Raw genomic sequence first — 18,651 nt, 5'->3', positions numbered from 1 at the left:
CTTTGGTGCGCGTGGCGCACCCTACAGGAACGACCATGATTGACTTCACCCGCATCCAGCTCGAAACCGACCCGCGCGGCTTCGCCACCCTGTGGCTGAACCGTCCGCACAAGCACAACGCCTTCAACGCCGAGATGATCCGCGAGCTGACCCTCGCCCTCGCGGACGTGCGCGCCGACGAGCGTCTGCGCTTTCTCCTGCTGCGCGGCCATGGCCGGCACTTCTCCGCCGGCGCCGACCTGGCCTGGATGCAGCACGCGGCGACGCTCGACTATGCCGCCAACCTGGCCGATTCACAGGAGCTGGCGGAGCTGATGTACCGCCTGCACGACCTGCCCGTCCCGACCCTGGCCGTGGTCCAGGGCGCGGCATTCGGCGGCGCCGTGGGCCTGGTCAGTTGCTGCGACATGGCCATCGGCGCGCTCGATGCGCAGTTCAGCCTGTCCGAGGTGCGCATCGGCCTGGCGCCCGCGGTGATCAGCCCCTTCGTCGTGCAGGCCATCGGCGAGCGCGCCGCGCGCCGCTACGCGCTGACCGCCGAGCGCTTCGACGGCCCGCGTGCCCGCGAGCTGGGCCTGCTGGCCGAGTGCTACCCGGCGGAGAAACTGGAGTCGCGCATCGAGGAATGGATCGCCACGCTGCTGCTCAACGGCCCGCAGGCGATGCGCGCCAGCAAGGCGCTGCTGCGCGAAGCCGGCAGCGGCGTGCTCGGCCCGGCGCTGCGCCAGTTCACCGAAAGCGCCATCGCGCGGATTCGCGTCAGCGCCGAGGGCCAGGAAGGCCTCAATGCCTTCCTGGAAAAACGCACGCCCGCCTGGCAGGAGCAGCCGGAATGAACGCACACGACGAGCTGAGCCCGGCCCTCTCCGGGACGCAAGGCACGACGCCCATCACCACTCTCCTCGTCGCCAATCGCGGCGAGATCGCCTGCCGGGTGATGCGTACCGCGAAAGCCCTCGGCCTGACCACCGTGGCCGTGCACAGCGCCATCGATCGAAACGCGCGGCATGTGCGCGAGGCGGACGTAGCCGTCGATCTCGGCGGCGCCAAGCCGGCGGACAGCTACCTGCTGATCGACAGGATCATTGCCGCCGCCCAGGCCAGCGGCGCCCAGGCGATCCATCCGGGCTACGGCTTTCTTTCCGAGAACGCCGACTTCGCCCGCGCCGTCGAGGCTGCCGGCCTGGTGTTTCTCGGCCCGCCGGCCAGCGCCATCGACGCCATGGGCAGCAAGTCGGCCGCCAAGGCGCTGATGGAGGCTGCCGGCGTGCCACTGGTGCCCGGCTACCACGGCGAGGCGCAGGACGCGCAGACGTTCCGCGATGCCGCCGCGCGCATCGGCTACCCAGTGTTGCTCAAGGCCGCCGCCGGTGGTGGTGGCAAGGGCATGAAGGTGGTCGAACGCGAGGCGGACCTTGCCGAAGCCCTACAGTCCGCCCAGCGCGAGGCGCAATCGGCGTTCGGCGATTCGCGCATGCTGGTCGAGAAATACCTGCTCCAGCCACGCCACGTGGAAATCCAGGTGTTCGCCGATGCGCACGGCAACTGCCTGTACCTCAACGAGCGCGACTGTTCGATCCAGCGCCGCCACCAGAAGGTCGTGGAGGAAGCGCCGGCGCCGGGGCTGTCGCTGGAACTGCGCCGGGCCATGGGCGAAGCCGCGGTGAAGGCCGCGCAGGCCATCGGCTACGTGGGCGCCGGCACCGTGGAGTTTCTGCTGGATGCCCGCGGACAGTTCTTCTTCATGGAAATGAACACCCGCCTGCAGGTCGAGCACCCGGTCACCGAGGCCATCACCGGCCTCGATCTGGTTGCCTGGCAGATCCGCGTGGCGCGCGGCGAGCCGTTGCCGATCACTCAAGCCCAGGTGCCGTTGCGCGGTCACGCCATTGAGGTGCGCCTTTACGCCGAAGACCCGCAGAATGAATTCCTCCCGGCCAGCGGCGCGCTCACGCTGTACCACGAGCCTGCCGCCGGGCCGGGACGCCGGGTCGACAGCGGCGTCCGCGAAGGCGACGAGGTATCGCCGTTCTACGACCCGATGCTGGGTAAGCTGATCGCCTGGGGCGAGAGTCGCGAAGAGGCTCGCCAGCGCCTGCTGGCGATGCTCGACGAAACCGCCGTGGCCGGGGTGAAGACCAACCTGGCGTTCCTTCGGCGCATTCTCGCGCACCCGTCCTTCGCTGCCGCGGAACTGGATACCGGCTTCATCGAACGTCATCAGGCCGACCTGCTGCCGGCACCCGGCGAGCTGTCCGACGCCTTCTGGCAAGCGGCCGCCGACGCCTTCACGGAAAGCGAAAGCCCGCACGTTCGCGGCGACGACCCTCACTCGCCCTGGAGCGCGCGGACCGGATGGCGCAGCGTCCTGCCCGCGCACACCACCGTGCACCTGGCTTGCGGCGCCGAGCGACGCCGGGTAAGGCAGGTCTCGACGAATGCGCACCCGCGCCCGCAGAGCTTCCGGCGCGACGACAGGCTGTATGTGAAATGGGAAGGCGAGCTGCACGCCATCGAGCGGGTCGATCCCATCGCCGCCGTCGAGCGCGAGCACGCACACCATGGCGGCCTGACCGCGCCCATGAACGGCAGCATCGTCCGGCTGCTGGTGGAACCCGGCCAATCGGTGGAAGCCGGCACGGCGCTGGTGGTGCTCGAAGCGATGAAGATGGAGCACAGCATCCGCGCGCCGCAGGCCGGTACGGTGAAGGCGCTGTATTGCGGCGAGGGCGATATGGTCGGAGAAGGTGCGGTGCTGGTGGAGCTTTCGTAGGCCAGGCTTGTCGAGGGTGCCTCGCGTCGTAGGGTGCGCCATGCGCACCATCTGCAGCGAGGTTTTCTCTGGTGCGCACAGCCCACCCTACGACCACGGACCGCAGAATTGCGTTTGCGGGGTTCGCGAGCAAACGATCGTTATCTGGAGATTGCCATGAACTTGCCCACCCACGTACGGCTAGTCGAAGTCGGCCCGCGCGACGGACTGCAGAACGAGAAAAAGCCAATCAGCGTGGCCGACAAGGTTCGCCTGGTCGACGATCTGACTGCCGCCGGGCTCAGCTATGTCGAGGTCGGCAGTTTCGTCTCGCCGAAGTGGGTGCCGCAGATGGCCGGCAGCGCCGGGGTGTTCGCCGGCATCCAACGCAAGGCCGGCGTCACCTACGCGGCGCTGACGCCGAACCTGAAGGGTCTCGAAGCGGCGCTGGAGTCCGGGGTCGAGGAAGTCGCGGTATTCGCCGCGGCGTCGGAGAGCTTCTCGCAGCGCAACATCAACTGCTCCATCGACGAAAGCCTGCAGCGCTTCGTACCGTTGCTGGAAGCCGCGACGACGGCCGGGGTTCGCGTGCGCGGTTATGTGTCCTGCGTGTTGGGGTGCCCGTACGAAGGCGCGGTCGCGGCGGAGCGCGTCGCCGTCGTGGCGCGCGAACTCGATGCGATGGGCTGTTACGAGGTCTCGCTTGGCGACACCGTCGGCACCGGCACGCCCGGCGCGACGCGTCATCTGTTCGAGGTGGTCGGCCGCGCCGTGCCGCGCGAGCGCCTGGCCGGGCATTTCCACGACACCTACGGACAGGCGCTGGCGAACGTCTACGCCAGCCTGCTGGAAGGTATCGCGGTGTTCGATGCCTCGGTGGCCGGGCTGGGCGGCTGTCCCTATGCGAAAGGTGCCACCGGCAACGTGGCCAGCGAAGACCTGCTCTACCTGCTCGATGGCCTGGGCATCGTCACCGGCGTCGATGCCGACCGGCTGATCGCCGCCGGCGAGCGCATCTGCGCGGTGCTCGGCCGCGAAAACGGTTCCCGCGTGGCCCGAGCCCGGCGCGCCTGAGTCATTCCTGCGGCAGATGCATAAGCGGTTGTCCGGGAACGACACCGTGCTCGGCGAACCAGCCCTGGCGCATTTCAAGGCCGTAGAGCGCGTCCTGCGCGGAGCAATGCTCGGTGTCGTCGAACGGCTGCATGTCGACGATGTTCAGCACCCGCCCCTGTTCGTCGAGGAAGGCTGCCGACAGCGCCAGCGGTGTATCGCGCATCCAGAAACAGTGCCGGGTGAGCTCGTCGAAGACGAACAGCATGCCCTCATCCTCCGCCAGGCGCTCGCGCCCCATCAGGCCGGCCTGGCGCTGCTCGCGTGTGCTCGCCACCTCGACGCTCAGCGCATGCCCGTTAAGCTGCATGAGCGTGCGCGGCAACAGCTCCGCCGCCAACCCGGCGGACAGCAGCAGCGTCGCCAGCGTGATGGTTTTTCGATACATGCTTCCTCCTGTCCGCACCGGGCGCTGGGTATGATAGCGCGACAGCCCGCCTCCGCCTGAGCCGTGCGGACGCGGGCCTCCACCGACCAGAGAACCGAGCAGCGATGATCGACGACGAAGCCCTCAAGGATTACCAGCGGGTACGCCAGATGGCGATCCGCTCGCTGTTCGAGATCGTCGAGGAATCCAGTGAGGGCACGGTGATCGTCGACCGCGAGGCCCGCATCGTCTGGATGAATGAGCGCTACGCGCGGCGCTTCGGCCTGCCGAACGCCGAGGCCGCCATCGGCAAGCCCTGCGAAAGCGTGATTCCCACCAGCCTGATGCGCGACGTGGTGCAGACCGGCCAGCCGATCCTGCTCGACCTGCTGGATACGCCGAAGGACCAACTGGTGGTGATGCGCCTGCCGATCCACGACCAGGCTGGTCTGATCATCGGCGCCATCGGCTTCGCGCTGTTCGACGAGTTGCGCAACCTGTCGCCGCTGCTGACGCGTTACCAGAGCCTGCAGAAGGAGCTGGCCTCGACCCGCTCGTTGCTGCAGACGCGCCGCGCCAAGTACAGCTTCTCGCACTTCATTGGCACCAGCCCGGCGAGCCTTGCGGTCAAGCGCACCGCCCGGCGCAGCGCCAGTACCGATTCGCCGGTATTGCTGCTCGGCGAAACCGGAACCGGCAAGGAGCTGCTCGCCCATGCCATTCACGCCACCTCGGTGCGCGCGCACAAACCCTTCGTCAGCGTGAACAGCGCGGCTATTCCGGAAAGCCTCCTGGAGGCGGAATTCTTCGGCACCGCGCCCGGTGCCTTCACCGGCGCCGAGCGCAAGGGCCGCCTGGGCAAACTGCAGGTGGCCGAGGGCGGCACGCTGTTTCTCGACGAGATCGGCGACATGCCGCTGTCGTTGCAGAGCAAGCTGCTGCGCGTGTTACAGGAAAAGGAATTCGAGCCGGTCGGCTCCAATGAGATGCTGCGCAGCGACGTCCGGGTGATCGCGGCGACCTCCACCGACCTGCAGGACGCGGTACGTCGCGGCGATTTCCGCGCCGACCTTTACTATCGCCTCAACGTCCTGCCGATCCTGGTACCGCCGCTGCGCGAGCGCCTGGAAGACCTGCCCGCGCTGTGCGAGGCGATTCTCGAAGAACTGCAGAGCGGCGACGGCGCGCCCCGCGAACTCGGCAGCGACGCCCTCGCCCTGCTCAGCCGTCATGCCTGGCCGGGCAACATCCGCGAGCTGCGCAACGTCCTAGAGCGCGCGGTGCTGCACAGCGAATCCGCAACGCTGGATGCCACGGCACTGCAACAGGCCATCGGCGTGCTCGCGCCGCTGCCCGCCGGCCAGGCCGCGCCGGCTCCCATACCGGCCATCCAGGACTTCTACGCCGCCCGCGATGCCTTCGAGAAACAGCTGATCGAGAACAGCCTCGCCGCACACGCCGGCAATGTCATGGAAACCGCGCGCAGCCTCGGTCTCGGACGCTCGACGCTGTACAAGAAGATCCTCGCCCTGGGGGTCTCGTCTCCGTACGTGGACATGTCCACGAATGTGGACAGCGCGAACTAGCGCGTCAAACGGTCGCAGCGCACCTTTCTCAGCGCCATCTGTCTTCATTTGGAGACGGATAGTGCCAACTCACAACCATCCCTCGCCAATAATTCCTTGTATTTCAATTGGTTGAGAAATACGGCACGGTTCTCGCTATAACTCGCTTGCACGTCGCGGCATGCACCGTGGCGAAAACAAAAACAATTAATTCCGCAGTCGTTCGCCCTCGGGGTCGTCGCTGCGGTTGCCCAGGAGACACTCCATGAGTGTGATCATCGCGCTCGCAGCCCTCGCGCTGCTGATGCTCGCCGCCTATCGCGGCTACAGCGTCATCCTCTTCGCCCCCATCGCCGCCCTCGGCGCCGTTCTGCTCACCGACCCCTCCGCCGTCGCCCCGGCCTTCACCGGCGTGTTCATGGAGAAAATGGTTGGCTTCGTGAAGCTCTACTTCCCGGTGTTCCTGCTCGGCGCAGTGTTCGGCAAGCTGATCGAGATATCCGGCTTCTCGCGCTCCATCGTCGCCGCGGCGATCCGCCTGTTCGGCACCCGCCAGGCGATGCTGGTGATCGTGCTGGTCTGCGCGCTGCTGACCTACGGCGGCGTGTCGCTGTTCGTCGTGGTGTTCGCGGTCTATCCGTTCGCCGCCGAGATGTTCCGCCAGAGCAACATCCCCAAACGGCTGATCCCCGCGACCGTCGCCCTCGGCGCCTTCGCCTTCACCATGGACGCCCTGCCCGGCACCCCGCAGATCCAGAACATCATCCCCACCACCTTCTTCGGCACCACCTCGTGGGCGGCGCCGTGGCTCGGGGTGATCGGCACACTGTTCGTCTTCGGCCTCGGCATGCTCTATCTCGAGCGCCAGCGGCGCAAGGCGCAGCGCGTCGGCGAAGGCTACGGCAGCGAACTGCGCAACGAGCCGGAAACGCCGGAGGACATCGCCCTGCCGCATCCGCTGCTGGCGCTTTCGCCGCTGCTGCTGGTGGGCGTGGCGAACCTGCTGCTGACGCGCTGGATACCGCAATGGTACGGCACCACCCACAGCCTGAAACTGGCTGGCATGGCCGCGCCGGTGCAGACCGAGGTCGCCAAGCTGACCGCCATCTGGGCGGTGGAAGCGGCCCTGCTGCTGGGCATCCTGCTGGTACTGGTGAGCGCCTTCGGGGTGATCCGCAAGCAGCTCGCCGAAGGCAGCAAGACCGCGGTCAGCGGCGCCCTGCTGGCGGCGATGAACACCGCCTCGGAATACGGTTTCGGCGCGGTGATCGCCTCGCTGCCCGGCTTCCTGGTGCTGGCCGATGCGCTGAAGAGCATCCCCAACCCGCTGGTCAACGAAGCGGTGACCGTGACCCTGCTGGCCGGCATCACCGGCTCGGCGTCCGGCGGCATGAGCATCGCCCTGGCGGCGATGTCCGACAGCTTCATCGCCGCCGCCAACGCGGCGAACATTCCCCTGGAAGTGCTGCACCGCGTGGCATCAATGGCCAGCGGCGGGATGGACACGCTGCCGCACAACGGCGCGGTAATCACCCTGCTCGCGGTCACCGGCCTGACCCACCGCGAGGCTTACAAGGACATCTTCGGCATCACCATCATCAAGACCCTCGCGGTGTTCTTCGTCATCGGCGTGTTCTACGCGACCGGCATCGTCTGACATGACCCGCACCGCTTGAAATGAGGAGACTCGACATGACTCTGCACGGCAAGACCGCACTGGTCACCGGCTCCACCAGCGGCATCGGCCTGGGCATCGCCCTGTGCCTGGCGAAGGCCGGCGCCAATCTGGTCCTCAACGGCTTCGGCGACAGCGAGGCCGCGCTGGCCGAGGTTCGCGCGCTGGGTGGCGAGGTCCGCCACCATCCGGCGGACATGACCCGCCCCGAACAGATCGAGGCGATGATCGCCTACGCCGAGGCCGAGTTCGGCGGCATCGACATTCTGGTCAACAACGCCGGCATCCAGCACGTCGCGCCAGTGGAAGCGTTCCCGGTGGAGCGCTGGGACGCGATCATCGCGATCAACCTGTCCTCGGCCTTCCACACCACGCGCCTGGCGCTGCCGGGCATGCGCGAACGCAACTGGGGACGCATCATCAACATCGCCTCGGCCCACGGCCTGGCCGCCTCCGCCGGCAAGAGCGCCTACGTCGCGGCGAAGCACGGGATCGTCGGGCTGAGCAAATCGGTGGCGCTGGAAACCGCCACCACAGGCGTGACCTGCAACGCGATCTGCCCCGGCTGGGTGCTGACGCCGCTGGTTCAGGCGCAGATCGACGAGCGCGCCAAGGTGGACGGCGACGTGGCGCGGGCGCGCCACGACCTGCTGGCAGAGAAGCAGCCGTCGCTCGACTTCGTTACGCCCGAGCAACTGGGGGAGCTGGCGCTGTTCCTCTGCAGCGATGCCGCCGCCCAGGTACGCGGGGCGGCCTGGAACATGGACGGTGGCTGGCTGGCGCAATAGCGCTAAGCCGACCCCCTCGGCTGCACATCGGCCGGCGCGAGGGGTCTCACCAGAACAAGAGAATCGAGGACAGGACATGCAACATCCGCTTTGGACACCTTCCCCCGAGCGTATCGCCGCCACCCGGCTGGACGCGTTCCGCCGCTACGTGGAAGCGCTCTATGCCGTGCGACTGGCGGACTATCCCGCCCTGCACGCCTGGAGCATCGCCGAGCGCGCGGCCTTCTGGCAGGCGATCGTGGATTTCTTCGAGGTGCGCTTCCATACCCGGCCCAGTAGCGTGCTCGAGGAAGGTCCGGCGATGCCGGATGCGCGCTGGTTCCCCGGCGCGACGCTGAACTTCGCCGAACACCTGCTGCGTCGTCGCGACGACCGCGCCGCCTTGGTGGCCATCGGCGAGGACGGCTCGCGCGAGGTGCTCAGCCATGCCCAACTGGCCGCGCACGTCGCCGGCCTGCAACGCAGCCTGCGCGAGGCCGGCGTCGGCATCGGCGACCGCGTCGCCGCCTTCATGCCGAACACCTGGCAGACGGTGGTCGGCATGCTCGCCACCGCCAGCCTCGGCGCCACCTGGTCGTCCTGCTCGCCGGACTTCGGCACCCAGGGCGTGATCGACCGCTTCGGCCAGATCGAACCCAAGGTGCTGATCGCCTGCGCCGGCTACCGCTACGCCGGCAAGAACCTCGACCTGACCGCCAAGCTGAACGAGATCCTCGCCAGCCTGCCGACGCTGCAGCAACTCCTGGTGGTGCCCTATGCCCGCACCGAGGCGCGCCGGGAAGACTACGCCTCGCCGGCGAAAATCAGCTTCTGGGCGGACTTCTACCAGCCGGGCGGCGAGCCGGAGTTCACCCCGGTGGCGTTCGATGCGCCGCTCTACATCCTCTATTCCAGCGGCACCACCGGCGTGCCCAAGTGCATCGTCCACGGCACCGGCGGCGTGCTCCTGCAGCACCTCAAGGAACACGGTCTGCACAGCGACCTGGGCGCCGACGACACCTTGTTCTACTACACCACCTGCGGCTGGATGATGTGGAACTGGCTTGCCTCCGGCCTGGCGCTGGGCGCGACCCTGGTGCTCTACGACGGCTCGCCCTTCCACCCCGGTGCCGAACGCCTGATGGACCTGATCGACGCCGAGAACATCAGCCTCTTCGGCACCAGCGCCAAGTACATCGCCGCCCTGGAGAAGGCAGGCGTCAAACCGCGCGAGACACATCGCCTGGAGCGCCTGAAGGCGATCCTCTCCACCGGCTCTCCGCTGGCCCATGAGAGCTTCGACTACGTCTACCGCGAGATCAAAGCCGACCTGTGCCTGTCGTCGATCTCCGGCGGCACCGACATCGTTTCCTGCTTCGCCCTCGGTTGCCCGGTGATGCCAGTGTGGCGCGGCGAACTGCAATGCAAGGGCCTGGGCATGGCCGTGGAAGTGTGGGACGACGACGGCGCCGCCGCGCAGGGCGAGAAAGGCGAACTGGTCTGCACCCGGCACTTCCCGGCGATGCCGGTGGGCTTCTGGAACGACGCCGACGGCGAGAAATTCCGTAGCGCCTACTTCGAGACCTTTCCCGGCATCTGGGCGCATGGCGACTATGCCGAGGAAACCGGGCACGGCGGGATGGTCATCCATGGCCGCTCCGACGCCGTGCTCAACCCCGGCGGCGTACGCATCGGCACCGCGGAAATCTATCGCCAGGTGGAAAAGATCGATGAAGTCCTGGAGTCCATCGCCATCGGCCAGGAGTGGCAAGGCGACGTGCGCGTGGTGCTGTTCGTTCGCCTGCGCGAGGGCATTGCCCTGGATGACGCCCTGCGCGAACGCATCTGCAGCACCATCCGCGCCAACACCACGCCGCGCCATGTGCCGGCGAAGATCATCGCCGTCGGCGACATCCCGCGCACCATCAGCGGCAAGATCGTCGAGCTGGCGGTGCGCAACGTCGTGCATGGCCGCCCGGTGAAGAACACCGATGCCCTGGCCAACCCCGAGGCGCTGGAGCAGTTCCGCGAACTGGCCGAGTTGCAGTGAAGCAATGGTGGCATCGCGCGGCGCACCTTGCCGGTATGCACGCCGTGGCCTCCCGATGATGCACGCCCGATTGTCCTGGAGAGTCGAAACGCAGACATGAAAAAGGCGACCCGAGGGTCGCCTTTTCCGTTCTGGCAGACAGGCCGGGCCACAAGGCCCGCTGGCCGATCAGAAGGCCGCCGCGAGCAGATGCTCCGGCAGTCCCCTGAAGTCGATCGACATCATCACGCTCAGGGTGCTGATCGCCACGATGGAGAAGGCGAACAGCTTGCGCGCCCACAGCCGGTCATCCACCGCGCCGTAGCCGGACACCGCGATGAACAGCCAGTAGGCACTCACCAGCAGCGCCATCACCAGGTAGCCGTAGCCGGCGAAACCGGCGACTGTGAGCATCAGCGCCGCCGCAGCGAAGGCCAGGATGTACAGCACGATGTGCCGCTTGGTCGCCTCGATGCCACGTGCCACCGGCAGAACCGGAATGTTCGCCGCGCGGTAATCGTTGAGGCGGAAGATCGCGATGGCATACGAGTGCGGCATCTGCCAGAGGCTGAAGATCAGCAGCAGGATCGCCGCACCGGCATCGAAGCTGTTGCTCACCGCGCAGTAACCCACCACCGGCGGCACCGCCCCCGACAGGCTGCCGACCAGCGTGCCATACACCGACGCGCGCTTGAGCCAGAGGCTGTAGAGCACCACGTAGATGAAGAAGCCGATGGCGGCGAAAGCCAGCGCCAGGGTGTTGGTCCAAAGGAATAGCGTGCCGAAACCCAGCACGCCGAGCAGCACACCATGCGCCAGAGCAGCCTTCAGCGAGATCGCCCCGGTCACCAGAACGCGATTGCGGGTGCGCTCCATGCGCTGGTCGATATCGCGATCGATGCAGTTGTTCAGCACACAGCCGGACGCGATTACCAGCGACAACCCGAGCGCCGTGGCCAGCAGCAGCCACGGGTCGATGCTGCCCTTGGAGGCCAGGAAGAATCCGCCGGCCACCGAGATCAGATTGCCGAAGATGATGCCTGGCTTGGTGATCAGCAGGTATCGCTTGAACTTCACGGGTAGCCCTCGTTACATCATCAGCGCGTTGGCGCTGAAGATGATCCAGATGGACAGACCCACGAGCATCACGATGACCAGCATGGTGAAGATGAACGACAGGGTGTTCCAGCGCCCGTCGGTGCTGAAGTCCAGGTGCAGGAAGTATTTCAGGTGCACCAGGACCTGGACGATGGCGAAGATGAAGATCGCCACCAGGGTCGCGCCCTTCGGCAGCACATGGCTCATCACCAGCCAGAACGGGATCACGGTGAGGACCACCGACAGCAGGAAGCCGATCATGTACGACTTGACGCTGCCGTGGCTCGCGGCGTGCTCGGTGTGCAGAGATTCGCTCATCACAGGGTCCCCAGCAGGTAGACGACGGTAAACACGCAGATCCAGACGATGTCGAGGAAGTGCCAGAACAGGCTCAGGCAGGTCAGACGGGTATTGACCTGCGGCGTGAGGCCCTGCTTGGAGACCTGCAGGATCATGATGATCATCCAGATCAGGCCGGCGGTGACGTGCAGGCCGTGCATCCCGACCAGCGCGAAGAACGCGGAAAGGAAGGCACTGGTGCTCGGGCCGTAGCCCTCGACGATCAGGTGATGGAATTCGTTGATCTCCATCCCGATGAAGATCGCACCGAAGATGAAGGTGACGATCAGCCAGTTGATCACACCGCCCTTGCTGCCCTTCTGCCCCGCGATCATCGCGAAGCCGTAGGTGATGCTGGAGAACAGCAGCGCGAAGGTTTCTACCAGCACGTAGTCGAGTTCGAATATGTCCTTGGCGCTAACCGATCCTGCCGTCGCGGTCATCAGCACCGCGTAGGTGGCGAAGACGCTGGCGAACAGAATGCAGTCGGTCATCAGGTACAGCCAGAACCCGAATACGGTGGTCGGACCACTGTCGTTGTGACCGTGGTCGTCGTGCCCGTGCTCATGCTCGTGCTTGTGGACGCTATCGTGGGGGTCGTTCATTACATCAGTCGACATGGGCTCAGGCCTGCTTGGCGATATGGGCGAGATGGGCGGATTCGATACGCTCGATCTCATCGGGCTGGACGTAGTAATCGACATCGTTGTCGAAGGCGCGGGCCAGCAGAGTGGCGAACAGCCCCAGCAGGCCCACGGCGGCCAGCCACCAGATGTGCCAGATCAGCGCGAAACCCATGACGGTGGCGAAGCCCCCCATGAATACGCCGGCAGACGTGTTCTTTGGCATGTGAATCGCCGTGTACTTCTCGGGACGCTGGTAGGCGATGCCCTTCTCCTTCATGTCGGTGAAGGAGTCGATGTCATGCACGGTCGGCAGTTGGGCGAAGTTGTAGAACGGCGGCGGCGACGAGGTCGACCATTCCAGGGTGTGGCCATTCCACGGGTCGCCGGTCAGGTCGAGGTTCTGCTTGCGGTCGCGGATACTCACGTAGAGCTGGATCAGCTGGCAGAGGATGCCGCAGAAGATCAACACCGCGCCGACGAAGGCCACGTACAGCCAGGGCGTCCATTCCGGGTTGTCGGTGTGGTTCAGGCGACGCGTCATGCCCATGAAGCCAAGCACGTAGAGCGGCATGAAGGCCACGTAGAAACCCGTGCACCAGAACCAGAACGCCGCCTTGCCCCACTTCTCGTTGAGAGTGAAGCCGAAGGCTTTCGGGAACCAGAAGACGAAGCCCGCCAGGTAGCCGAATACCGCACCGCCAATGATGGTGTTATGGAAGTGGGCGATCAGGAACAGGCTGTTGTGCAGCACGAAGTCGGCACCCGGAACCGCCAGCAGAACGCCGGTCATGCCGCCGATGCTGAAGGTCACCATGAAGCCGATGGTCCAGAGGACCGGCGTGGTGAAGCGCAGGCGCCCGCGATACATGGTGAACAGCCAGTTGAACAGTTTCACTCCCGTGGGGATCGAGATGATCATCGTCGCGATGCCGAAGAAGGCGTTGACGTTGGCCCCCGACCCCATGGTGAAGAAGTGGTGCAGCCACACGACGAAACCGAGCACGGTGATCGCGGCGCTGGCCCAGACCATCGCGGCATAGCCGAACAGGCGCTTGCCGGTGAAGGTGGAAATCACCTCGGAGAACACGCCGAACGCCGGCAGCACCAGGATGTACACCTCGGGGTGACCCCAGGCCCAGAACAGGTTGATGTACATCATCGCGTTACCGCCCGCTTCATTGGTGAAGAAGTGGAAATCGAGGTAACGGTCGAGGGTCAGCAGGCCCAGCGCGGCGGTCAGGATCGGGAAGGACGCGGCGATCAGGATGTTGGCGAAGGTGCAGGTCCAGGTGAAGATCGGCATCTGCATCAGCTTCATGCCGGGGGCGCGCATCTTGAAAACGGTGACCAGGAAGTTGATCCCCGTGAGCGTTGTCCCGATCCCGGATAACTGCAGCGCCCAGATGTAGTAGTCCACCCCTACCCCGGGACTGTAGGCAATCCCGGACAACGGCGGATACGCCACCCAACCGGTACGGCCGAACTCACCGACGAACAGCGACAGGTTGATCAGGATCACGCCGCTGACGAAGAGCCAGAAGCTCAGCGAGTTGAGGAACGGGAACGCCACGTCGCGCGCGCCGATCTGCAGCGGCACGGCGATGTTCATCAGACCGATCATGAACGGCATGGCCATGAAGATGATCATGATGGTGCCGTGCGCGGTGAAGATCTGGTCGTAGTGTTCCGGTGGCAGGTAGCCGGCGGCGCCGCCGGTGGCGAGCGCCTGCTGCGAGCGCATCATGATGGCGTCGGCGAAACCGCGCAGCAGCATGATGATGGCCACGGTGATGTACATCACGCCGATCTTCTTGTGGTCGACCGAAGTCAGCCACTCGGTCCACAGGTAGCCCCACTTGCGGAAATAGGTCAGTCCGGCGACCACCACCAGGCCACCCAACGCCACGGCGGCGAAGGTGAACAGCAGGATGGGTTCGTGGAAGGGTATGGCGTCGAGGGTCAGCTTTCCGAACATTTGTTGATTACTCCTCAGCGGCCGAGTGGCTGGACATGTCCATGTGGTTCATGTCCATCTTCTCGCCCATTTTCATGCCTTCATTCGGTGCCGGCTCATCGGAGACGGGGATCTTCTTCGGCCCCATGTACTGATGCACGATCGCGGCGAACAGGTTCGGGCGTACGGCGGAGAAATACTCCACCGGGTGCTTCTGGCTCGGTTCGGCCAGTGCCTTGTAGCTATCGGCATCGAGGATCTTCGAGGACGCGCGCACCTTGGCGACCCAGGCGTCGAAGTCGGCATCGGTGGGCGTCGCGATGGCGGTGAAGGCCATCCCGGTGAAGCCAGCGCCGCTGTAGTTCGCCGAGATACCGGCGAAGCTGCCTGGCTCGTTGGCGATCAAATGAAGCTTGGTTTCCATGCCGGCCATGGAATAGATCTGGCTACCGAGCTGCGGGATGAAGAAGGAGTTCATCACGGTGTCGGAAGTGATCTTGAAGTTGACCGGGGTGTTGGCCGGGAACGCCAGCTCGTTGACCGTGGCGATCTTCTGTTCCGGGTAGATGAACAGCCACTTCCAGTCCAGCGAGACGACCTCGACCGTGATCGGCGTCTTCTCGTGATCGAGTGGACGGTAGGGGTCCAGGTGGTGTGTGGTCTTCCAGGTCAGGATGCCGAGGAAGACGATGATCACGCAGGGGATCAGCCAGACCACGACCTCGATCGAGGTGGAGTGCGCCCACTTCGGCATGAACACCGCTTCAGTGTTCGTGGCACGGTACTTCCAGGCGAAGTACAGCGTCAGCACGATCACCGGGATCACGACGATCAGCATCAGCACCGTGGCGGTGATGATCAGCGACTTCGCGTCGATACCGACCTGGCCCTTGGGATCGAGCAGCGCCCATTTGCAGCCGCTCAGTGGCAGAACGGCCAACCACCACAGCCGTTTCAGATATCCAACGTACTTCTCTTTGATCATCTCGCAGCCTTGAAGGATGAAAAGGAGCTTTCGGCGCCGCCCGGAAAGGCAGCCGTGATTCGCTGTCACCGTGCACCAGTAGGCGGGCATGGCAACGGGATGGATATGGAAGGTTTCGTAGCGAGCCAGGGGCAGGAAGACAGCCATCCTGAACATCGCCGATCGAATTCGATCCAGGTGCTGATCCGTTCCGTGTATTTCAGCGCGAATGTACAAACAACGACGTGAAGCGACGGAGCGCTACGACGTTCACTGCCCGATCGACGAGAAGGTTGCCTACATCGCCACCGCCAGGCGCTCAATGCACGGGTTTCCCTTGTTATAGCCAGCCACCACGCGGGGGCCCGCCTGCTGAAGATTCCGAGGATTTCGAAGGCTTCGTTTGTCTGGGAGTACAGTGAGCGGCCGGTATTACAAAACATTTCCATGACCCTAGACAACCCATCGAAGGCAAAATTCTTTTGCGCCAGCGGAACAATCAGGACTTCCATGGTGCGAAAAAAGCAATAACCACAACAAATAAATGGTCTTATCCAGCGGCGGCCCGATAATGCAATCCCTTGTGACGCCAGGCCGCATAGGCTGCGACCTGGCCTCCTCAGCCCAGCCGGGCGCGCATTTCTGCGGTGATCACCTGCTCGGCGTCGTCCATTCCCGCCCAGGGGTCGTCTTCGCCCAACTCCTCCAGGCGCTCGAACAGGTTGCGGATGTTCCAGCGGTTCGCCCCCTCGAGCCCGGCCAGTTCGTGCCGATGGACGGGAACCGAGACGGGAAGCCCTTCACGCGCGCGAACCGAGTACGCCGACACCGAGGTGGCGCCACGGCCATTGCGCAGGTAGTCGATGAAGATCTTGCCGACGCGGTTCTTCGGACCGCTGACAGCAGAGAAATGTTTCGGCAGAAGTTTCGCCATGTGCCTGGCGATCGCCTGGCTGAACCCCTTCACCTCGTCCCAGCCCTCTCCCCTTTTCAGCGGCACAACCACGTGCATGCCCTTGCCGCCGCTGGTCTTGAGGAACGACACCAGGCCCAGCTCGTCGAGCAGCGTCTGCACCAGCTGGGTGGCTTCGATCATCCGCTTCCACGGCAGCGCCGGGTCGGGGTCTAGGTCGAGCACCAGCCGATCCGGGGTTTCCAGGTGCGGCGCGCGGGCATTCCACGTGTGCACTTCGAGCATGCCCATCTGCGCGGCGCTGACCAGCCCGAGGGCGCTGTCCAGCAGCAACAGCGGCTGCGTGTCGGCGGGGTCGTCGAACTGGGTGACGTGGGGCAAGCTCAGCTTGGTGGAGTGTTTCTGGAAGAACAGTTCACCTTCGATGCCTTCCGGCGCGCGCACCAGCGCCACCGGCCGCTTCGCCAGATCGCGCAGCATCCAGGGCGCGACACGCCCGTAGTACTGCGCCAGCTCCATCTTGGTGGCGCCGATGCTCTTGTCGATGATCCGCTCCGGGTGAGTGATCTTGATCTGCCCCGGATCGTCCTTGCCCCTGACCTTTGCGTCGGGTTTCTTGCTGCTCTTCGCCCCGGCCTTGCCGGCGCTCTTGACGGTCTTGCCGGCAGCGACCTTTTTCGCCGGTTTGGCCTTCTCGTGGACGATCGCCTCGGCGGGTTTGTCGTTGCGCAGGCCATGGAACACCGAATGGCGGATCACCCCGTCGCGGGTCATCTCGGCGAATGCCACCTCGCACATCAGCTCGGGTTTCAGCCAGTGCGCGCCCCGCGCGTCGGCACCAGTGGGCGGATTGACGACGACCGGTTCAGCGATCTCCAGCGGTTCGAGTCGCGCATGGATGGCGCGCAGGCTGGCTTCGTTGAAGCCGGTTCCAACCTTGCCGGCGTAGCGCAGCTCGCCACTGTCGGCGTCGTGCAGCCCCAGCAACAGCGCGCCGAACGCACTGCGCGAGCCCTTGGGGTCGCTGTAGCCGACGATCACGAACTCCTGGCGATTCTTGCACTTGATCTTGATCCAGCTGCTGCTGCGGCGTGACACGTAGGGGCTGCCGGCGCGCTTGCCGATGAGTCCCTCGAGCTTCATCTGGCAGGCGCTGGCCAGCATGTGGTCCGGGTCTTCCTGCAGGTCCGCGGAAAAACGCAGCGCGCCGTCCTGTTTCTCCAGCAGAGTGGCCAGCGCGGCGCGGCGTTCCTCCAGCGGCACCTCGCGCAGGTCCATGCCGTTCAGGTAGGGCACGTCGAACAAGTAGTAGACGATCTGTCTGCTGGCGCCGGCGTCGAAGGCGTTCTGCAGCGCCTGGAAGTCCGGGATGCCCTCCTCGTCCGGCACCACCACTTCGCCATCCAGCCAGGCCGACTCCACCCCGAGCTTGGCCAGCGCCTTCGCTTGGTGCGGCATCTTCGCCGTCCAGTCGTGGCCATTGCGAGTGAACAGGCGCACGTCGTCCCCCTCGATGCGCGCCATGATCCGGTAACCGTCGAACTTGATCTCGTAGTGCCAGTCACCCTCCGGCGCCCCCTCCACCAGCGTCGCCAGCTGCGGCGCAATGCGCTCGGGAATCGCCGCGGCCTTGGCGCCATGGAGCGTGGCGTCGGCGGTTTTCCGGGTCCGCCGCCGGGGCGGCGTCTTGGCGGTGCGTGCCGGCTCCTCGCCCTTGGCCTTTGCCTTGGCGCCGCGTTTACGGGGAATCAGGGTGCGCTCGCTGAGGACGCTATCGGGCTGCTCGACGAGGATGTCGTAGTCCTTTTCGGCGCGCGCGGCCTCATCGCTGGATTTGATCAGGAACCACTGCTCGCGCTTGCCGGGCATGTGAGTGCGCACCAGGTTCCAGACGCCGGCGAGCTTCTCGCCCTGCAGCTCGAATTTCAGTCGGCCTTTTTCGAGGCTCGCCTGCGGATCGCCGATCGGGCTCCATACGCCGCGATCCCAGACGATCACCTCGCCCGCACCGTAATGCCCCTCGGGAATCTGCCCCTCAAAGGACGCGTAACTGATGGGGTGGTCCTCGACGTGCACAGCAAGGCGCTTGACCTTGGGGTCCAGGCTCGGCCCCTTCGGCACCGCCCAGCTCTTCAGGGTGCCGTCGAGTTCCAGGCGGAAGTCGTAATGCAGGTGGCTGGCGTCGTGCTTCTGGATGCAGAACTGCAGCGCGTGCGGGTCGGCGGCCTTTTTGCGCTTGCGCGCCGGAGTGCCGGCGGGCTCGGGGGTAGCGGAGAAATTGCGCTTGCTGTTGTACTCGTCCAGTGCCTTCGCCATGGTCGGAGCCTCGTCGTCGGGTGCTTCAGGTTAGAAGCACCCGCACGGCGCGGGTTCGCCCAGGCCGCTGGATGGAGCACTCAGGGTTTGGCGTCGTCCGGTTCGTCCGGCTCGATGTCTTCCAGTTTCAGTTCCAGGCCCCAGGCCGCGGCATCCACCGGCTTCTGCACCGG

General features: G+C 65.4%; 14 protein-coding genes. 7 read left to right on the top strand and 7 right to left on the bottom strand.

Annotated features, from left to right (window positions below; all coding sequences use genetic code 11):
• Positions 1–35 precede the first annotated feature (35 nt).
• The 3 genes from B2X67_RS17985 to B2X67_RS17975 all read left to right on the top strand — a co-directional run bounded on the left by B2X67_RS17985 (position 36) and on the right by B2X67_RS17975 (position 3,826).
• Entirely contained in the window at positions 36–836 is an 801-nt protein-coding gene (locus tag B2X67_RS17985) for a gamma-carboxygeranoyl-CoA hydratase (protein WP_286786339.1), read from the top strand.
• Positions 833–2,773 (top strand): acetyl/propionyl/methylcrotonyl-CoA carboxylase subunit alpha, encoded by a 1,941-nt coding sequence (locus B2X67_RS17980; RefSeq protein ID WP_286786338.1) that lies wholly within the window; start codon positions 833–835, stop codon positions 2,771–2,773. Before B2X67_RS17985 ends, B2X67_RS17980 begins: the two co-directional genes overlap by 4 nt.
• Before the next feature lie 156 nt (positions 2,774–2,929).
• Positions 2,930–3,826 carry a hydroxymethylglutaryl-CoA lyase gene (locus tag B2X67_RS17975; RefSeq protein ID WP_286786337.1) on the top strand — a complete coding sequence of 299 codons (897 nt, stop codon included), beginning with the start codon at positions 2,930–2,932 and terminating at the stop codon, positions 3,824–3,826.
• Between the two features lies 1 nt (position 3,827).
• Here B2X67_RS17975 and B2X67_RS17970 read toward each other — a convergent pair whose 3' ends face one another.
• A complete protein-coding gene (locus tag B2X67_RS17970; protein WP_282344565.1) occupies positions 3,828–4,253 on the bottom strand; it encodes a DUF192 domain-containing protein in 426 nt (141 codons plus the stop codon).
• Between the two features lie 104 nt (positions 4,254–4,357).
• On the opposite strand from B2X67_RS17970, the gene B2X67_RS17965 reads away from it, so the two are divergent.
• From B2X67_RS17965 to B2X67_RS17950, 4 genes are all read left to right on the top strand, one after another.
• Complete coding sequence (locus tag B2X67_RS17965; RefSeq protein ID WP_286786336.1) at positions 4,358–5,818, top strand: sigma-54 interaction domain-containing protein; 1,461 nt, start codon at positions 4,358–4,360, stop codon at positions 5,816–5,818.
• 244 nt (positions 5,819–6,062) lie between these two features.
• Entirely contained in the window at positions 6,063–7,454 is a 1,392-nt protein-coding gene (locus B2X67_RS17960; protein WP_286786335.1) for a GntP family permease, read from the top strand.
• Between the two features lie 35 nt (positions 7,455–7,489).
• Positions 7,490–8,260: a 3-hydroxybutyrate dehydrogenase gene (locus B2X67_RS17955; protein WP_286786334.1), complete on the top strand. Its 771-nt coding sequence runs from the start codon at positions 7,490–7,492 to the stop codon at positions 8,258–8,260.
• A 76-nt stretch (positions 8,261–8,336) separates the two neighbouring features.
• The gene (locus B2X67_RS17950; protein WP_286786333.1) at positions 8,337–10,289 is read left to right on the top strand and encodes an acetoacetate--CoA ligase; all 1,953 of its coding nucleotides are present in this window, start codon (positions 8,337–8,339) and stop codon (positions 10,287–10,289) included.
• Positions 10,290–10,457: 168 nt separating this feature from the next.
• On the opposite strand, the gene cyoE is transcribed toward B2X67_RS17950, so the two are convergent.
• From cyoE to ligD, 6 genes are all read right to left on the bottom strand, one after another.
• Positions 10,458–11,345 (bottom strand): heme o synthase, encoded by an 888-nt coding sequence (gene cyoE / locus B2X67_RS17945; RefSeq protein ID WP_090230576.1) that lies wholly within the window; start codon positions 11,343–11,345, stop codon positions 10,458–10,460.
• A gap of 12 nt (positions 11,346–11,357) precedes the next feature.
• Complete coding sequence (gene cyoD, locus B2X67_RS17940) at positions 11,358–11,684, bottom strand: cytochrome o ubiquinol oxidase subunit IV (protein WP_286786332.1); 327 nt, start codon at positions 11,682–11,684, stop codon at positions 11,358–11,360.
• Complete coding sequence (gene cyoC, locus B2X67_RS17935) at positions 11,684–12,325, bottom strand: cytochrome o ubiquinol oxidase subunit III (protein ID WP_286786331.1); 642 nt, start codon at positions 12,323–12,325, stop codon at positions 11,684–11,686. Before cyoC ends, cyoD begins: the two co-directional genes overlap by 1 nt.
• Positions 12,326–12,329: 4 nt before the next feature.
• Positions 12,330–14,306: a cytochrome o ubiquinol oxidase subunit I gene (gene cyoB, locus B2X67_RS17930; RefSeq protein ID WP_286786330.1), complete on the bottom strand. Its 1,977-nt coding sequence runs from the start codon at positions 14,304–14,306 to the stop codon at positions 12,330–12,332.
• Between the two features lie 7 nt (positions 14,307–14,313).
• The gene (gene cyoA, locus B2X67_RS17925) at positions 14,314–15,270 is read right to left on the bottom strand and encodes a ubiquinol oxidase subunit II (protein WP_273233361.1); all 957 of its coding nucleotides are present in this window, start codon (positions 15,268–15,270) and stop codon (positions 14,314–14,316) included.
• A gap of 598 nt (positions 15,271–15,868) precedes the next feature.
• The gene (gene ligD, locus B2X67_RS17920) at positions 15,869–18,478 is read right to left on the bottom strand and encodes a DNA ligase D (RefSeq protein ID WP_282344043.1); all 2,610 of its coding nucleotides are present in this window, start codon (positions 18,476–18,478) and stop codon (positions 15,869–15,871) included.
• Positions 18,479–18,651: the final 173 nt, after the last annotated feature.

The organism is Pseudomonas sp. UBA3153, assembly GCF_002364635.1.
GTDB classification, from domain to species: domain Bacteria; phylum Pseudomonadota; class Gammaproteobacteria; order Pseudomonadales; family Pseudomonadaceae; genus Pseudomonas_O; species Pseudomonas_O kuykendallii.
This window is presented reverse-complemented; position numbering and strand designations above follow the sequence as displayed.